The following is a 16818-nucleotide window of genomic DNA, read 5'->3' on the forward strand; positions in this document are numbered from 1 at the left end:
CCATCATCGGGAATGAGGGCTGATCGGCTCAACGGGAGATATAGCGGAGAGAATAGCCGCAAAATCTGCGGGTATTTCCGCGCACCGCTTGCGGGCATCCGCAAGCCGTATCAGATCCGGGGCAGAACGCCTTTCGCCATGACCAGGGTGCGTTCAAAATGGGAGCGCAGCATGTCTTCCAGGCGCGGGGATGGCATCAACACCGTCTGGCGGCGGTCATCCCCGGCTTTTTCCTTGCTCAGGAAACCATCGGATACCGCACGATTGATCCGCTCTTCCCGCGTCCGGTTGGAGCCGGTTTTCATGACCTGGCAGGCCTGGGAAATCGTCAGCGGCGCACCGCGCCATTTGGCGCGAAGGCAGGCCACGAAAAGATACCAGAATTCCTGCGTGAAATAGTGCGGTTGACCGGCAAAGGTCGCATCCCAATCACGGGCATAGTCTTCCAGAAATTCAGTCCAGTCTGCCAGTTCACCCGGTTCGGCGGTGTCTACACTCGTCTCGACCATGTTGTCCTGTTTCTCCCCATTTGAGGACAAAGTACCGCCCGGAAAAGCGGGATGACAAGCAGGCTGACCGCCGCTTCCGCTGCACCCGGCCCGGCGAGCCCTGCTATTCAACATCACTTCTTATTTGCACAAGTCTGCACATAAGCGCAGAATATGCGCCATGAACTACCAGACCATGCTCCCGGTGGCCGAAGATGTCGCCGAACTGATGAAAACCCTGGCGCACCCCAACCGTCTGCTCGCCCTTTGTGCGATGACGGAGGAAGAACGCTCTGTCGGGGAACTCGCGGAGCAATTGGGACTGACCACGCAGGCCATGTCGCAGCAATTGGCGATCCTGCGGAACAAGGGCCTGGTGAAGACGCGCAAGTCCGGCCAGACCGTGTATTACGCCCTGGCGGACGAAAAACTGCGCAGCATCATGTCCGCCCTGTACGCGACCTACTGCCAGACCTAGCTGGCCCAATTGCCGATCAGGCGGGCCAGGATGATGACGGCGAAAAAGCCCAGGATCCAGGGCAGGCCCGGCAGGGAGAGACCGCCTCCCCCCTTGCCTTCCACCGGCAGGCCCGCCGATTTCCAGGCCATGATCCCGCCGCGCATGTGACCGGCCGGTTTCAGTCCCTCCTCACGCAGGCGCTGGAAGGCCGAACGCGATCGCATGCCGGACCGGCAATGCAGGATGACGCTCTTCCCCTTGGCTTTAGGAAGCTGACCCGCCTCCAGTTTGGACAGCGGACAGAGAATGGCGCCAGCAATGTGTTCGCGCGCATGCTCGCCCGGTTCCCGGACATCGATGAGAAGGCAGCGGCCAGCGTCCAGCTCCGCCTGCACTTCGGCGGGTTCAAATTCTCGCAGGTCTGTCATAGTCACTCATCTTTCCTGTCCGGACGGCCCGGCCGTTCCGGATATCCGCAAATCGCATACTTGCATAACTCTGCAAGTACACTATATCAACAGCGAGATGCGGTGCATCGCGTTTGACCGAAAGCAGAGACGACATGGCACAGACTCCCCAGATCAAGGCCTTCTTCGACCCGGACACGTTCACCGTGAGCTATGTCGTAAGCGACCCTGAGACCGGACGGGCCGCCATTGTCGATTCCGTACTGGACTTCGATCCGGCCTCCGGCCGCACCTCGACCCGTTCGGCCGACCAGCTTCTCCAATATGTGAAGGACAAGGGGTTCACGATCGACTGGATCCTGGAAACCCATGTCCATGCCGACCATTTGTCCGCTGCCCCCTATCTGCACAAACAGGTCGGCGGAACGATCGGCATTGGCGGCCATGTCACCGATGTCCAGAAAGTTTTCGGCGATCTGTTCGATGCCGAACCCGGTTTTGCCCGGGACGGCTCCCAGTTCGGCCATCTCTTCACCGATGGCGAGACGTTCAGGATCGGCAATCTGGAAGCGGAAGCCATCTGGACGCCGGGCCATACGCCGGCCTGCATGGTCTATCATATCGGTGATGCGGCCTTTGTCGGCGACACGCTCTTCATGCCGGATTTCGGTACGGCACGCTGCGACTTCCCCGGCGGCGATGCGGCGACGCTCTATCAGTCCGTCCAGAAAATCTACGCCCTGCCCGACGAAACCCGCCTCTTCATGTGCCATGATTACAAGGCCCCGGGCCGGGACTATTTCGCTTGGGAGACCACGGTGGCGGAGGAAAAGGCGAAAAACATCCATCTAAATGCCAACACCACGCAGGAAGCCTTTGTCAAAATGCGCGAGGAACGGGATGCGACCCTGTCCATGCCGCGCCTGATCCTGCCCTCGGTCCAGATCAATATGCGCGCCGGCAATCTTCCGGAGCCCGCCGATAATGGCGTGCGCTATCTCAAACTCCCGATCGATGCTGTCTGACCTGAAACCCAGCCGATATCTCCCGCTTCTGGGATGGCTGCGATCCTATGATCGTGCCACGCTGGGCGCTGACGCGCTGGCCAGCATCATCACGGCCATATTGCTGATCCCGCAGAGCCTGGCCTACGCTCTGCTCGCCGGATTGCCGCCCCAGGCCGGGCTCTATGCCTCCACCACACCACTGATCGCCTATGCCCTGTTCGGCTCGAGCCGGGTGCTCGCCGTGGGGCCGGTGGCCGTTGTGTCCCTCATGACCGCCGCCGCGATCGGATCGCTGGGATTGCAGGACCCGGCCGAGATCATGGCGGCAGCCGGAGCGTTGGCCCTGCTGTCCAGCGGCTTCCTCTTTCTGTTCGCGATTTTCCGTCTGGGCAGTGTGGCGAACTTCCTGTCGCGCCCGGTCGTGCATGCCTTCATCACCGCCTCGACCATCCTGATCATCGGCAGCCAGCTGCGCCACATTCTGGGCCTGGACATGCACGGCGCCACCGTGCCCGAACTGGTCCATTCCCTGTTTCAAAGCGGACTTTCGGTTCATTGGGTGCCGCTCATCGTGGGCGGCGCCAGCCTGGCCTTCCTGCTGGGTTCGCGGGAGGTCCTGCCCGGCCTGCTGAAGCGTGCCGGCCTGCCATCGGCAATCGGCGACGCGATCGTGCGGGCAGCCCCGGCCATTCTCGTTGCTACGGCCACTTTTCTGGCCTGGCAGCTCGACCTGCATGAAACCACCGGGCTGGCGATTGTCGGCACCCTGCCCACCGGGCTGCCGCCCCTCGCCTTCCCGCTGATTGACCTGACCACGTTGCGCGCCCTGATCGGTCCGGCCGCCCTGATCTCGCTGATCGGTTTTGTGGAGAGCGTGTCAGTCGGTCAGTCCCTGGCCGCCCGCCAGCGCGAGCACATATTGCCCAATCGGGAATTGGTCGGGCTGGGCGCGGCCAATGCGGCCGCCGCCCTGTCCGGTGGTTATCCGGTCACCGGTGGCTTTGCCCGCTCCGTGGTCAATGATGCCGCGGGCGCCCGTACACCGATTGCCGGGATCTTCACCGCTCTCATCATCCTGGCCGTGGCGATCTTCCTGACCCCGGCCTTCCACCATCTGCCCAAGGCCGTGCTCGCCGCGACCATATTGGCAGCGATCTGGAAACTGGCGGATTTCAAGGAAACCTGGGAGGCCTGGCAATATGCCCGGGCCGATGGCGCGGCGGCCTTCCTCACCCTGTTCGGCGTGCTTTTCCTGGGCGTGGAGTTCGGCCTCACACTGGGCGTGACCGTCTCGGTCGGCCTGATCCTGCAACGGACGATGGCCCCGCACTGGGCGCGGCTGGGCCAGGTCCCGGGCTCACACCATTTCCGCAATGTGAACCGGCATGATGTGGTGGTGTCGCCCCATGTCTATTCGCTGCGCGTGGACAGTGCGCTCTATTTTGCCAATGCCCGCTTCCTGGAAGACCTGGTGGCCCGGCTGATGGCCGAACATCCCGACACGACAGACCTCGTCCTGATGTTCCCGGCCGTCAATTTCGTCGATGCCAGCGCGCTGGGCTCCCTGCGCGAGATCAATGACCGCCTCAAGGATGCCGGCGTCCGCCTCCATTTGTCAGAGGTGAAGGGCCCGGTCGCGGACGGGCTCATCAAGGCCGGCCTGTTCGAAGACCTGACCGGAGATGTCTTCCTGTCCCATTATGCCGCCCTGCGCAGCCTCGACCCGGAGACAACGCTGCGGGCCGAGGGTGTCACGCCCGCCGAGGACGCCTGAACCGCCTGCCTAGAAACGCCAGCCGAGACGGGCTGTGGCTTGCTGGCTGGTCTCAGAGCCCAACTGGAAGGCGTCCAGCGCCAGACGGATCGTCAATTGACGGCCCTGGCTTTCCAGCCCGACAAATCCGCCGGCATGAACACCCAGATCATCCACATCGCTGGCCGGCCCCCGCACATCGAACGGGTGCGTCGCGCCCGGGACCATGGCGGTCGCGCTGGCGGCATCCTCGCCACGTCCTGTAAGAACGCCACCTGACGCGCCATAGAGCCAGGCATGGCCGGACGCCCCGCGCTCCGAGCGATGCTCGTAGAAGGCATCGAGAGACCAGGTCTGGCTGCGGAAACCATCGGTCTGCACCGCCAGATCAAACAGGCCACCGCCGGACTGGGTATGGGCATCCATTTCCGAATAGGCATAGCGGCCGCTGGCATCGAGGCCGACCACGTGCGGGCCGACGACATGCTCTGCCCGGACGTCCAGCTCAGCAAAGGTCACCGAACCGCCCGTTTCACCCTCTGAAAACCCGCCCGGTACCGGACGCAGGGTTTCCAGATCAAGATCGGAATAACCGGCAGTCATCGCGACCGTGAAACCGCCCAGTTTCGCGCGGCCATAGACGCCGGCACCCAGGCTTTGGGAATTGCCGGAACCCAGCCCTGCACCAACGCGAACCTGACTGCGGCCACCAGCCAGGAAACCGCCGAGGGAGAGCCGGTCATTGAGTGCGAAATTGAGCCCCTGGGCCAGAACCGAGACACTTTCTTCCACCGCGGCGGCATTACCGTCGCTCTCCAGATCGGCTGATCCGCTAGTATAGGCCGTCCAGGTGCTGATCCGGCCCCGCTCTTCGCTTGAGTCGCAGGCCGCACCGAGACGCCCGATGGCACAGTCGGAGACCAGCCGGGCCAGTTGGCTGCCCTGACGGGCGGCCGAACGCGTGATCGCGGCCGTCTCTTCAGCCGAATAAGCCGCCAGGACCGGCGCGGATGAGGCCCCGGCATTGAGCGAGAGAATGAGATCATCCACCGCACTCGCCCCGGCATTCCAGCGCGATTGCAGGCCCAGCGCGGCCTGGGTCTGGTTATAGGTCGAGGCGCCCAGCGCCGTGTCAAAATTCTCGGTCAGGAAATTCAGGTCGAGTGTGGTCGCCCCCAGAGACAGATAGGGCGTAAAGAGCACGCCTGTCGCTGCGTTCAAGACGGGCGAACCGGAGACACCGCCACCAGCCGTCAACAGGGTCACACCCTGCCGCGCGCGGGCCAGTTCGCTCCAGTCGCCATTGATCAGGATTTGCCCGCCAAGCGTCGCTGAACCTGCCACCGTCATCGAGTCGACCAGCAATCCAGTGACGTCGAACCGCAGAGCCCCGGAATTGACGAGCTGGCCAGTGACATGAAGACCGTCGACATCAACAAGCGCCTGATTGTCGAGATTGCCGTCCAAAATCCCCTGACCGCCCAGGAGGAAACCCAGATTGAGCGTATCCTGAGCCAGCAGAGTGTGGCCCGCGAGGTCGGTTGTGCCGAGATTGGTGAAAATGTCGAAGGCCCAGTCGTCCCGCGCCAGGGTCAGCGAACCCGCGACGCCAACGACACCCTCTTCAAATTCGGCAATGCCGGCTGTTCCTGTCCAGCTTCCCTGGACGATGAAAGTGTCATGGCCATCGCCACCCAGGATATCGCCATCGACCTGCCCGCCGTCTGACATCGCGAACATATCATCACCATCACCCAGACTGACCGCAACGCCCGATCCGCCGGTAATCAGACCTGCATTGACCACACTGTCCGAGCCGGTATCACCCACAATTCCGCGTCCGCCTTCGATCACGCCGAAATTGGACACAAGCGTATTCGTCCCCTGGATTCGCAGACCGATCGAACTGTCTTCATCGACATCCGCGCCGACAAATCCGGAATAGGTATTTTCGAACCGCACGGTGCCTTCACTGGCCGCGTACGCGCCGTTCTGATTGCCGTAAATATGGCCGGCATTGAGCACGTGCAAATCACCATCTGGATAGACGTAGAGCCCGCGATAGCCGCCATAAATGGTGCCCGTCGCACCATTGAAGAGGGTCAGTTCGTGCGGCGCGAAATTCCATACGGACAATCCATTGCCGGTTCCGCCGTAGATTTCTCCCGCATTGAATACGAATTCGCCCAGATAATTCTGCAGCTGTGCCCCGTCCCAGGCGCCGGCGATCACACCGCCCAATTCATTGGAGAAATTGCCCTGGATATCGGTCATGACGAGTGCGTCATCCGTCATACTCAGAATGGTGCCTGAATTGACGACTTCGCCAGCGACGCCGCCAATTGCGAGAACACCGCCATAACCCCCGATGATGTCGCCGGAATTGTAGAAATTGCCGTCCACGCCGGCGAGGAAGACCACGCCATAGCTGAAATCATCGGGATCACCGACGATGGCGCCATAATTGACGAAATCACCCCCGAGCGGCGTCGTCGTGCGAAGGAAAACGCCGCCTTCCGCGCCATAGATCAAGCCGCGATTGATCAGGTCGCCGCCAATACCGGCCCCCGAATCCACGACCAGGCCAAAGCCGACCAGATAGTCCGTATTGTCCGTCGTGATGACACCAGTCGCATCATTGATGAAGTCGCCGCCCACCGTTCCGAGAATGTGGACGCCAGTGCCCGCTGAATCGATCAGTCCGGAATTGCGGAAATCCCCACTTACGGTGCCTGCCAGATAGATGGCGCTGGCATCCGGATCGAAACTCGTGATGGAGCCCGTATTCACGAACTCCCCGACCGTGACGCCTGCTTCCAGCTCAACCCCGTGCATGTCGTCGCTCGTCAGAACGCCTTCATGGACAAAAGCCTCAAAATCGATACCGGCACGGATGAGGATGGCGGACGTCCCAATCGAGCCATTCGTGTCGGTCGTGCCGCGCACGGTCAGGACACCGCTATTGTCGATGAAGACCAGGCCGCGGGAATCAAAACCGGCTTCCAGCGTCACATCATGAAAACCGGGAATGTAGAAAATCGCGTAGTCGAGACCCGACGTACACGTCACATTGTCAGCGCCCGCTTCGGCATCCGGTTCAAAGCTGCAGGTCTGAGCCTGCACCGCCGCCGAAAGAGCCAACGCACTCACGCCAGCCGTCAGGCCGGACTTGATGACTGTCAATGCACGCATGATCGTCCCCGAACGCCAAAACACGGCCACCTTGTTCCACAAGGACGCGTTGAGAAAAAGGTTTAACTCGCCTAATTCGCGAAACGACAATCACCGCGTTGCCTCAAAGCACCACATTGATTTTGCATATGTTTATGCAAGCGACCGCGGTCAGAAACGCCAGGCGATCCGGGCGCTGGCCTGGCTGCCGCTCTCCTCACCCAGCCGATAGCCGTCCAGGCTCACCCGAATGGTCAGATCGCCGCCAGCACTCTGCAATCCGACAAAGCCACCGGCTTGCATCCCGAGATCACCGATACCCGTGGCCGGCCCCCGGACTTCATAGGCCTGACCAGCACCCGGGATTTCCAGAATACCGCTGGCCGCATCTTCGCCCGTACCGGACAGGAAGCCGCCCGAAGCCCCGAAAACGAAGTGGTGGCCAGTTTGGGTGGGGGCCGCCGTGTACTCAACGAACGCGTCTGCCGTCCAGGTGAGGCTGCGGAAGCCGTCGGAATGGACATCCAGCGTGTACAGGCTGGCACCCATTTGCGAATGGGCATCGATCTCCGAATAGGCATAGCGTCCGGACAGGTCGATCCCGTAACGGGCCGCCCCGGATTCACGCTGAAGGCGGGCATCGAGGCGCGCGAAAGCGACACTGCCGCCTGTGCTGCCTTCAACCCGTCCACCGGGCGTGGCGCGTCCGGTCTCGATATCCAGGTCTGCATAGCCTGCCGTCAGCGCCAGGCCGAGCCCGCCGAACCGGGCGCTGCCGTAAAGGCCGCCCCCGAGGCTGTCCACCGTGCCATTGCCGATAGCATCACCGACCCGCGCCTGACCCCGGCCGGCCGCGATGAAGCCGCCAACGGCCAGATCGCCCGACAGCGCGTATTGGACGCCCTGCGTCGCAACGCCGAAACTCTCTTCCACGTCAGCGGCATTGCTGTCCGCGACCAGCGTCGCCGATCCGGTCGTGTAGGACGCCCACAGGGTCACACCCTGGTCGTTTCCGGCCGAATTGCAGGCGGAACCCCGACGACCCAGTGCGCAATCAGACACGGCTTGCGCCACATGGCTGCCCTGCCTCGCCCCGGCCCGCATGACGGCTGGCACTTCCTCGGCCGACAGGCCTTGCAGAACCGGCCCGGAAGCCAGGCCCGCATTCAGCGCCAGGATCAGATCATCCACCGCGCTCGCGCCGGCATTCCAGCGCGCCTGCAGACCCAAGGCTGCCTGCGTCTGATTATAGGTCGATGGCGCCAGTGCGGTGGCGAAATCTGCGGCCTGGAAAATCAGGTCCAGACTGTTGGCCGAGAGGCTGAGCTGAGGCGTGAAGAGAAGGCCCGCTGTAGCGACCAGGTCCGGCGAACCGGACATGCCACCCGCCGCGGTGATCAGGCTGGCGGTCTGGCGCGACCGGGCCAGCTCGGTCCAGTCACCCCGCAAGGCAATGGTGCCGTTGATGGACGCGGCCCCGCCGATGATCAGCTGGTCATGCGTCGTACCGGACACATCGAAAATGAGTGTCCCGTCCTGAGGAGAGGTGATCGAAGCGGGCGTGAGGGGTTCAGCCGACGCGGTCATCCCGCTCGATTGTGAGGGCAGGCTGAACTCTTCACCTTCTGCCAGATTGAAGAAGTCGCCCTGGAAAGTGAAGGTTCCGATCCCGGTTCCGGCCGGATCAATCCGGGTCAGATTGATGACATCGCCGGTGACAGTGAGCGAGGAGCCGAGCAACTCCCCGGCATTGAAGAGGGAGGCATCAATGGTGCCACCGCGACTGACAAGGGTGCCGTAATTTTCGAAGTTTTGCGCCTCGAACGTGTGATCGGCGATATCGAGCCAACCCGAATTGCGACCCTCTTCGAGCGCGATCAGGTCCCGACGCAGCGCGACATAGGTCTGCCCGGCACGCGAGCCGGTGCCGATGCCCAGGAAAACCACCTCCTCAAAGCCGTCGATCAGCATGTCCAGAAAGTAGGTACCACCGTTCAGGACCAACTCATCCCGGCCACCCCCGCCAATCAAATCGCCGACCAAATGGCCCGTCGACATGTTGATGACAAGACTATCGCCATCGCCCAAATCCATCGCCGGCCCCGACAATCCCCGGATCGTGCCAGAATTGACAACCACGACCTGACCGTCAGACGCTTCGATACCCACTTCGCCTTCGATCACACCACCGAATCCATTGAAGACCTCAACAATGGAATCTGCCGCTGAGATGGCGACGCCATCGGGATTGGTGGCCTGGATGATACCCAAGTTTAAGATGCTGACTTGGTCATGCCCCGCGGTGAACACGCCCTGATCCCCGCCCTGGATCAACCCCCAGTTCTGGATAAACGCGGTCTGGGCGCTGGCCGGATCCGTGGATACGAGGGCAAGGCCGTACAGCTGTTCGCCCAAAATGGTTCCGGTATTCTCGATGAACGACTGACCCAGGTAGGAATTGTTCAACGCAACCCCGAAGCCACTGGCCTGGATGAGACCATCATTCAGGAAAACCGGCCCGCCGAAGTCCCCGATGTACACACCCGAGTTGTTGCCGACGATCTCACCGGTTCCACCATTGTAGAAATACCCGCCCAGCGCGTTGATGGAGACCGCGTAATTGCCTGAAATCCTGCCGGTATTCTCGAAACGACCAGCAAGGCCCGTGAAGAACTGCAAACCAAACTGATTGCCCAGCTCGCTGGTGCCTCCGATATAGCCGGAGTTCTCAAAATTTCCCGACACGAGCCCGCTGATGTAAAACGAACCATATCCGGCACTGATACTTCCCCTGTTCTCGATCGAACCGAGCACCCGGCTCAGCTGGATGCCGCCGGTATATCCGGTAATCGTCCCTGAATTGCGAAACCCGCCAACACTGGAATCGGAACTGATACTGGCGACGGCCACGTCGGCAATAATATCGCCAGTATTCTCAAACACGCCGGCAATACTGTCGCTATCAATCAAAACACCGAAATAATTGCTCGAAATTATCCCGCCATTGTAGAAAATGCCGCCGATATTACCGCTAAGCTGAACTCCGAGACCGAAAAGAGATGTGTCCGATGCAATCGTCCCCGCATTGAATACATCGCCCCCGACGTCACCCAGAACCACCAAGCCAAAGGCACCCGCTGTCAGGTCTCCGAAATTCAGGATACTGCCCCCGACCGGCCCGCCCAGCCGGAGTCCCGTACTGCCCCGGATCGATCCGTTGTTCACGACATCCCCCGTCACGCCGCTCAGCGAAACAGCAATGCCATCGCCGGTGATATCTCCATTGTTCAAGAAACCGCCGAGCTCGTAATCCCCTGCGACCTGCACGGTCGTTCCAAACCCTGAAACCAGACTTCCCCGATTGTGGAAGCTATAGGTCGAGCCGCCCGCTCCTCCGGTGAGGATAACGGCCGATGCCAGCGAGGCGGACGTGTCGATATCGCCGTGGATAAACACCTGGTAGGGAATGTCCTCGAAGATCGCTGTCGCCGTTGACGTCCAGTTCCCGTCCAGGACGATAAAATCGCCTGTATCGAAGGTCACGGGCGTGCTGCCTTGGTCGCCCGTACATGTCAGTCCGAAGAGGACGTCCTCAAAGGTCGGTGTACAAACCGTCTGCGCCTCGGCGCCCGCGGAAATGGCCAGACTGGCGACACCGGCCAGCAAAGAAAGCTTCATCGTTTGACATACAGACATGGTTTCCCCCTCCGACGGTGAACGCCCCCGCGTTAACCTTCATCCGGTCTTTTCACATTTCCCGCAGCATTTAAAGACCAAACGGGACATCATTTCGCGGACCGCGCGATTGCCTGGCCGCACTGAATCAGTATCGTGCCGTCTCCTGGCGACCCACGGAGCCCGCTATGTCCCACCATGACCCCAACGCCCTCTATCCCGTGCCCGCTGATCGCGCCAAGACCACGCTGATCAACAAGGCGCAGTATGAAGAGAAATACCGCCAGTCGATCGAGGATCCGGACAAGTTCTGGCGCGAGGAAGCCCGCCGGATCGACTGGATCACGCCCTTCACGGAAATCTCCGATGTGAGCTGGGACAAGGATGATCTCCATATCCGCTGGTTCGGCGATGGCCGGCTCAACGCCTCAGCCAATTGCATTGACCGCCATTTGCCGGAAAAGGCCGATGATACGGCCATCATCTGGGAGGGCGATGATCCGGATGTGTCCAAGACCATCACCTATGGCGAACTGCACGAACAGGTCTGCCGCCTGGCCAATGGCCTGAAATCCCTCGGCGTCCAGAAGGGCGACCGGGTCACGATCTACATGCCGATGATCCCCGAGGCCGCCTATGCCATGCTGGCCTGCGCGCGGATCGGGGCCGTCCATTCCGTCGTTTTTGGCGGTTTCTCCCCGGACGCGCTGGCGGGCCGCATCACGGATTGCGAGAGCCGTTTTGTCATCACCGCCGATGAAGGCGTCAGGGGCGGCAAGCCGATCCCGCTGAAAGCCAATGTCGACAAGGCGATTGCGTCGGCGGGCGATGTCGACCGGGTGATCGTCGTGCGCCATACCGGCAATGATGTCGCCTGGGACGAGACCCGGGATGTCGACTATACCGAGCTGACCGCCGCCCAGGACACCGATTGCGAGCCGGAAGTGATGGGCGCGGAAGATCCGCTCTTCATCCTCTACACCTCCGGTTCGACCGGAAAGCCCAAGGGCGTGCTGCACACGACCGGCGGCTATATGGTCTGGGCGTCGATGACCCATGAATACGTGTTCGATTACAAGCCGGGCGACATCTACTGGTGCACGGCCGATGTCGGCTGGGTCACCGGCCACACCTATATCGTCTACGGCCCGCTCGCGAATGGCGCAATCACGCTGATGTTCGAGGGCGTGCCGACCTGGCCGGGACCGGACCGGTTCTGGCAGGTGGTGGACAAGCACAAGGTCAACACCTTCTACACGGCACCGACCGCGATCCGCGCCCTGATGCGCGAAGGCGATGAACCGGTGAAGAAGCATTCGCGGGCCTCCCTGCGCCTGCTGGGCACGGTGGGCGAACCGATCAATCCGGAAGCCTGGACCTGGTATCACAGCGTCGTCGGCGATGAGCGCTGCCCGATCGTGGATACCTGGTGGCAGACGGAAACGGGCGGCGCGCTGATCACGCCCCTGCCCGGCGCAACCGACCTCAAACCGGGATCGGCCACGACGCCGATGTTCGGTGTCACGCCGGCCCTGGTGGATGCGGAAGGCCAATTCCTGCCGGATACGGGTGCTGCGGAAGGCAATCTCGTCATCACCCGCTCCTGGCCGGGCCAGATGCGGACCGTCTATGGCGATCACCAGCGTTTCTTCGAGACCTATTTTTCCACCTATCCCGGCCTTTATTTCACCGGTGACGGTGCCCGCCGGGATGCGGACGGATATTGGTGGATCACCGGCCGGGTGGATGATGTGCTCAACGTGTCCGGCCACCGTCTGGGCACGGCGGAGATCGAGAGCGCGCTGGTCGCCCATGATGATGTCGCCGAGGCGGCCGTCGTCGGCTATCCGCACGATGTGAAGGGTCAGGGCATTTATTGCTATGTCACCCTGATGGGCGGACGCGAAGCCGCCGACGAGGATGTCGCCGCGCTGAAAGCCTGGGTGCGCCAGGAGATCGGCCCGGTCGCGACGCCCGACCTGATCCAGTTCGCGCCAAGCTTGCCCAAAACCCGTTCCGGCAAGATCATGCGGCGCATCCTGCGCAAGATCGCCGAAAATGAGTTCAGCAATCTGGGTGACACGTCTACACTCGCAGACCCGAGCGTCGTCGACGAGCTGATCGAGAATCGGAAGAACCGATGAAGCGTGTCCTGTTTGCCTCCCTTGCCGCCAGTGCAGCGATCCTGACCGGCTGTGCCACCGAAACCGTGCCCGCCTGCCGGGCTCCGGCGAGTTATGAAATGGAGGCCTTCCGGGCCATCATGAGCCATGACCGCGCCGCGCTGGCCAATGCCACAGCCCCGGGTCCGCTGCGCGATGCCGTGAGCTATTCCGATCCGGCTGTGACCAGTCATGTCTGGGGCTCCCAGGGCATAACGCGCGGGTCGGTGACCGGTCTGCTGGCCCGCCCGCCCCTGTGCATCCTGGATGATATGCGCACGCCGCCGACCGATGCGATGCGCCAGATCCTGGTCTATCCGCAGGAGAATTTCGACCGCGTCGCCCCACTGCCGGAAACACCGCTGGTGGATGCACCGCCGCCCTATGGCGTGGCGCGCCGCGATTATCTGTCCTGCCGCTTCGAACAGACCGCGTCCGGCTGGAAACTGGCCGATCTGTGCGGCTATACACGGCCCGTCGCCCCGGTGAATACCGGCGCGCGCTGATCGCAAATCTGACATCCGGACACACAAAAAGCGGGGCCTGAGGGGGCCCCGCTTTCCGTTTCGCACGCCTTCGGCGTGGTCAGTCCTCGAATTCGGCCAAAGCCATCGGCTTTTTCAGATCCGAGGTGATGCGGTCATAGGCCGGCAGGGTCAGGAATTCGGCGAATTCCTCGTTCAGCACCAGATCAGCCAGGATGTCGGCAGCCGTCTGGATACGGGCGATGAGCTCGTCCTGACCGGGAACCTCGTCCTGGATGGCCGCGCAGATATCCGCGATCTTGTTCTCCAGGAAGGCCGCCGTCAGAGCCGTGCCTTCCTTGGTGGAACAATCATAGGTGCGCCACTGCCAGAGCTGGGCCCGGGCAATCTCGGCGGTCGCCGCATCTTCCATCAGATGATGGATCGGCACGGCACCACGGCCACCCAGCCAAGCGGCGATATAGCGGATCGCCACATCGATATTGCCCGTCACACCCTGATCGGTGATGTCTCCCTCCGGCGCGGCCAGCAATTGCTGGGTCGTCACCGGGAGTTCATGCGGATCCGGAGCGCGGTCGACCTGATTGGCCTTCGGCATGAATTCGTCGAACACCGCCTTGGCGACCGGAACGAGATCCGGGTGCGCGACCCAGGTACCGTCATGGCCCATTTTCACTTCACGCAGCTTGTCCTGACGGACTTTTTCCTGCGCGGCGGCATTGGCTTCGGCATCACCCTTCACCGGAATGAAGGCCGACATGCCGCCCATCGCATGGGCGCCCCGGCGGTGGCAGACCGCGATCACGCGACGCGAATAGGCATTCATGAAGGGCACAGCCATGGTCACGGCCGCACGGTCCGGCAGGACATGCTCTTTGCGCGACTTCAACCGCTTGATGTAGCTGAAGATATAGTCCCAACGGCCGCAGTTCAGAGCGACGATATGGTCTTTCAGCTCGTAGAGGATCTCATCCAGCTCGAAGGCCGCCGGCAGGGTCTCGATGAGCACGGTGGCGCGCAGCGTGCCGCGATCCAGGCCCAGCTCGTCCTCGGCATGCTGGAAAACCAGGCTCCACAGACGCGCTTCCAGACGGCTTTCCAGCTTGGGCAGGTAGAAATACGGACCCGTGCCACGCTCTTTCAGAGCCGCGTGATTGTGGAAGACATAGAGGCCGAAATCGAACAGCGAGCCGGACATGGCGACGCCATTGATCAGGACATGGCGTTCGTCCAGATGCCAGCCGCGCGGGCGGACGATCAGGACGGCGGCGTCATCATTGACCTGGTAGCGCTTGCCATTTTTCGGGTCGGTGAAATCGATCTCGCGACGGATGGCATCGCGCAGATTGATCTGGCCTTCGACCAGGTTCGACCAGAGCGGGGCCGTGGCGTCCTCAAAATCGGCCATGAAGCATTTGGCGCCGGAATTGAGCGCATTGACCACCATTTTGCGGTCGACGGGGCCGGTGATCTCGACACGGCGGTCCTGCAGATCGGCCGGGGCCGGACGCACGGTCCACTCGCCGGCACGGATGTCGGCGGTTTCGTGCGGGAACATGAGCAGAGCACCCTGGTCCAGCTCGGCCTGGCGTTCCTTGCGGTAACGCAGCAGGGATTGACGGCGCTTTTCAAAGCGGCGGTGCAGACCCGCGAGGAAGCTCAGCGCCTCGTGAGAGAGAATGTCGCGATAGCCGGGTTCCAGATGGCCCAGAACTTCGACACCGGTGGGAGCAACGAGAGTCATGACAGGCTCCTTTGGGGTTGAGGCAGAGAGGTGGGGCGGCCGCGCCCGGCGGCGCGCCCCAACCTGTATGGCAGACCGGAAACGGTCTTATTCAGCGGCGGTGAACTGGGCCGTTTCGGTCGATTCACCCATGGCCGTCGTGGACGACTTGCCCGCGGAGATGGCCAGATTGACCTTGTCGAAATAGCCGGTGCCAACCTCGCGCTGGTGGCGCGTTGCGGTGTAGCCATCGACTTCCGACGCAAACTCGGCCTGTTGCAGTTCCGAATAGGCGCCCATGCCGCGATCGCGATAGCCCTGGGCCAGCTGGAACATGCCGTGATTGAGCTGGTGGAAACCGGCCAGCGTCACGAACTGGAACTTGTAACCCATCGCACCCAGCTCACGCTGGTAGGTTTCGATCGTGGCCTTGTCCAGATTGGCTTCCCAGTTGAAGGACGGCGAGCAGTTATAGGCCATCATCTTGCCCGGATAGGCTTTCTGGATGGCTTCAGCGAAGCGCTTGGCCTCTTCCAGGTTCGGCTTGGAGGTTTCCCACCACAGCAGGTCAGCCACTTTGGCATAGGCCAAGCCGCGCTTGATGCAGTGATCAACGCCAACGCCCTGCTTCAGACGGAAGAAGCCTTCCGGCGTACGGCCAGCGTCGAAATCGATGAATTCATGATCGCGCTCATCGATGTCGGAATTGATCAGCGTGGCGGATTCAGCGTCGGTCCGGGCGACGGTGATCGTGGAAACACCCATCACGTCAGCCGCCAGACGGGCTGCTGCCAGATTGCGCTCGTGCGCGGAGGTCGGGATGAGGACCTTGCCGCCCAAATGGCCGCACTTCTTCTCTGCCGCGACCTGGTCTTCGAAGTGAACGCCCGAGGCGCCAGCTTCGATGAAGGCCTTCATGATCTCGAAGCAGTTCAGCGTACCGCCGAAACCGGCTTCAGCGTCGGCCACGATCGGGGCGAACCAGTCACGGGTCGTCTTGCCGCTTTCGGACATTTCGATCTGGTCGGCGCGCTGGAGCGTGCGGTTGATCTTCTTGGCCAGTTCCGGAGCGGAGTTCGCCGGATAGAGCGACTGGTCCGGATACATGGCACCAGCGGTATTGGCGTCGGCGGCAACCTGCCAACCGGACAGGTAGATGGCTTTCAGGCCGGCGCGCACCATCTGCATCGCCTGGTTACCCGACAGGGCACCCAGCGCATTGATGTAGGGCTCGGTCTTCAGCAGGTTCCACAGCTTCACGGCACCCTGTTCAGCGAGCGTGTGCTGGATCTGCACGGAGCCGCGCAGCTGCAGGACATCTTCCGGGGTGTAGGGGCGCTCGATGCCATCGAAGCGACCAGCCGGGGCGGAGGGAACCAGATCCGTGAATTTCGTCATCATTTTTCTCCCTGACGGGTTTTTGAACTGACGCGGTATGCGTTGCGTCGAAACTGTCAAACGGCAGGGATGGTGTCGATACAGCTTTT

11 protein-coding genes are annotated in these 16818 nt (G+C 61.9%); 5 read left to right on the forward strand and 6 right to left on the reverse strand.

Going from position 1 to position 16818, the window contains the following annotated elements; genetic code table 11:
* Nucleotides 1-110: 110 nt before the first annotated feature.
* On the reverse strand, nt 111-509 hold the full coding sequence (locus I0K07_RS08700) for a hypothetical protein (protein ID WP_203292448.1): 399 nt from the start codon (nt 507-509) through the stop codon (nt 111-113).
* 160 nt (nt 510-669) lie between these two features.
* Between I0K07_RS08700 and I0K07_RS08705 the strand changes: the two genes are divergently transcribed.
* Entirely contained in the window at nt 670-966 is a 297-nt protein-coding gene (locus tag I0K07_RS08705) for an ArsR/SmtB family transcription factor (protein ID WP_203292449.1), read from the forward strand.
* On the opposite strand, the gene I0K07_RS08710 is transcribed toward I0K07_RS08705, so the two are convergent.
* Nucleotides 963-1376, reverse strand: coding sequence for a rhodanese-like domain-containing protein (locus I0K07_RS08710; RefSeq protein ID WP_203292450.1), 414 nt, complete (start codon nt 1374-1376; stop codon nt 963-965). The genes I0K07_RS08705 and I0K07_RS08710 overlap by 4 nt on opposite strands.
* A gap of 134 nt (nt 1377-1510) precedes the next feature.
* Here I0K07_RS08710 and I0K07_RS08715 point away from each other — a divergent pair, with 134 nt between their 5' ends.
* Together I0K07_RS08715 and I0K07_RS08720 are read left to right on the forward strand one after the other, a co-directional pair.
* Complete coding sequence (locus I0K07_RS08715) at nt 1511-2380, forward strand: MBL fold metallo-hydrolase (RefSeq protein WP_203292451.1); 870 nt, start codon at nt 1511-1513, stop codon at nt 2378-2380.
* On the forward strand, nt 2370-4136 hold the full coding sequence (locus I0K07_RS08720) for a SulP family inorganic anion transporter (RefSeq protein ID WP_238934697.1): 1767 nt from the start codon (nt 2370-2372) through the stop codon (nt 4134-4136). Before I0K07_RS08715 ends, I0K07_RS08720 begins: the two co-directional genes overlap by 11 nt.
* Before the next feature lie 9 nt (nt 4137-4145).
* On the opposite strand, the gene I0K07_RS08725 is transcribed toward I0K07_RS08720, so the two are convergent.
* Both I0K07_RS08725 and I0K07_RS08730 read right to left on the reverse strand, forming a co-directional pair.
* Entirely contained in the window at nt 4146-7307 is a 3162-nt protein-coding gene (locus I0K07_RS08725) for an autotransporter outer membrane beta-barrel domain-containing protein (protein WP_203292452.1), read from the reverse strand.
* A 150-nt stretch (nt 7308-7457) separates the two neighbouring features.
* A complete protein-coding gene (locus I0K07_RS08730; RefSeq protein WP_203292453.1) occupies nt 7458-10964 on the reverse strand; it encodes an autotransporter domain-containing protein in 3507 nt (1168 codons plus the stop codon).
* Nucleotides 10965-11149: 185 nt separating this feature from the next.
* Here I0K07_RS08730 and acs point away from each other — a divergent pair, with 185 nt between their 5' ends.
* Nucleotides 11150-13105 (forward strand): acetate--CoA ligase, encoded by a 1956-nt coding sequence (gene acs, locus I0K07_RS08735; protein WP_203292454.1) that lies wholly within the window; start codon nt 11150-11152, stop codon nt 13103-13105.
* The gene (locus I0K07_RS08740; protein ID WP_203292455.1) at nt 13102-13629 is read left to right on the forward strand and encodes a hypothetical protein; all 528 of its coding nucleotides are present in this window, start codon (nt 13102-13104) and stop codon (nt 13627-13629) included. Before acs ends, I0K07_RS08740 begins: the two co-directional genes overlap by 4 nt.
* 79 nt (nt 13630-13708) lie before the next feature.
* Here the strand turns inward: I0K07_RS08740 and aceB are convergent, their stop codons facing one another.
* Together aceB and aceA are read right to left on the reverse strand one after the other, a co-directional pair.
* The gene (aceB, locus tag I0K07_RS08745) at nt 13709-15352 is read right to left on the reverse strand and encodes a malate synthase A (protein ID WP_203292456.1); all 1644 of its coding nucleotides are present in this window, start codon (nt 15350-15352) and stop codon (nt 13709-13711) included.
* Between the two features lie 87 nt (nt 15353-15439).
* Nucleotides 15440-16729: an isocitrate lyase gene (gene aceA / locus I0K07_RS08750; protein WP_203292458.1), complete on the reverse strand. Its 1290-nt coding sequence runs from the start codon at nt 16727-16729 to the stop codon at nt 15440-15442.
* Nucleotides 16730-16818: the final 89 nt, after the last annotated feature.

It is taken from the genome of Maricaulis parjimensis, assembly GCF_016817355.1.
GTDB lineage: Bacteria > Pseudomonadota > Alphaproteobacteria > Caulobacterales > Maricaulaceae > Maricaulis > Maricaulis parjimensis.

Excerpts from the sequence above, each read along its gene's own strand:
- I0K07_RS08700 (WP_203292448.1), bottom strand. The coding sequence starts at position 509 with ATGGTCGAGACGAGTGTAGACACCGCCGAACCGGGTGAACTGGCAGAC.
- I0K07_RS08705 (WP_203292449.1), top strand. The coding sequence starts at position 670 with ATGAACTACCAGACCATGCTCCCGGTGGCCGAAGATGTCGCCGAACTG.
- I0K07_RS08710 (WP_203292450.1), bottom strand. The coding sequence starts at position 1,376 with ATGACAGACCTGCGAGAATTTGAACCCGCCGAAGTGCAGGCGGAGCTG.
- I0K07_RS08715 (WP_203292451.1), top strand. The coding sequence starts at position 1,511 with ATGGCACAGACTCCCCAGATCAAGGCCTTCTTCGACCCGGACACGTTC.
- I0K07_RS08720 (WP_238934697.1), top strand. The coding sequence starts at position 2,370 with ATGCTGTCTGACCTGAAACCCAGCCGATATCTCCCGCTTCTGGGATGG.
- I0K07_RS08725 (WP_203292452.1), bottom strand. The coding sequence starts at position 7,307 with ATGCGTGCATTGACAGTCATCAAGTCCGGCCTGACGGCTGGCGTGAGT.
- I0K07_RS08730 (WP_203292453.1), bottom strand. The coding sequence starts at position 10,964 with ATGAAGCTTTCTTTGCTGGCCGGTGTCGCCAGTCTGGCCATTTCCGCG.
- acs (WP_203292454.1), top strand. The coding sequence starts at position 11,150 with ATGTCCCACCATGACCCCAACGCCCTCTATCCCGTGCCCGCTGATCGC.
- I0K07_RS08740 (WP_203292455.1), top strand. The coding sequence starts at position 13,102 with ATGAAGCGTGTCCTGTTTGCCTCCCTTGCCGCCAGTGCAGCGATCCTG.
- aceB (WP_203292456.1), bottom strand. The coding sequence starts at position 15,352 with ATGACTCTCGTTGCTCCCACCGGTGTCGAAGTTCTGGGCCATCTGGAA.
- aceA (WP_203292458.1), bottom strand. The coding sequence starts at position 16,729 with ATGACGAAATTCACGGATCTGGTTCCCTCCGCCCCGGCTGGTCGCTTC.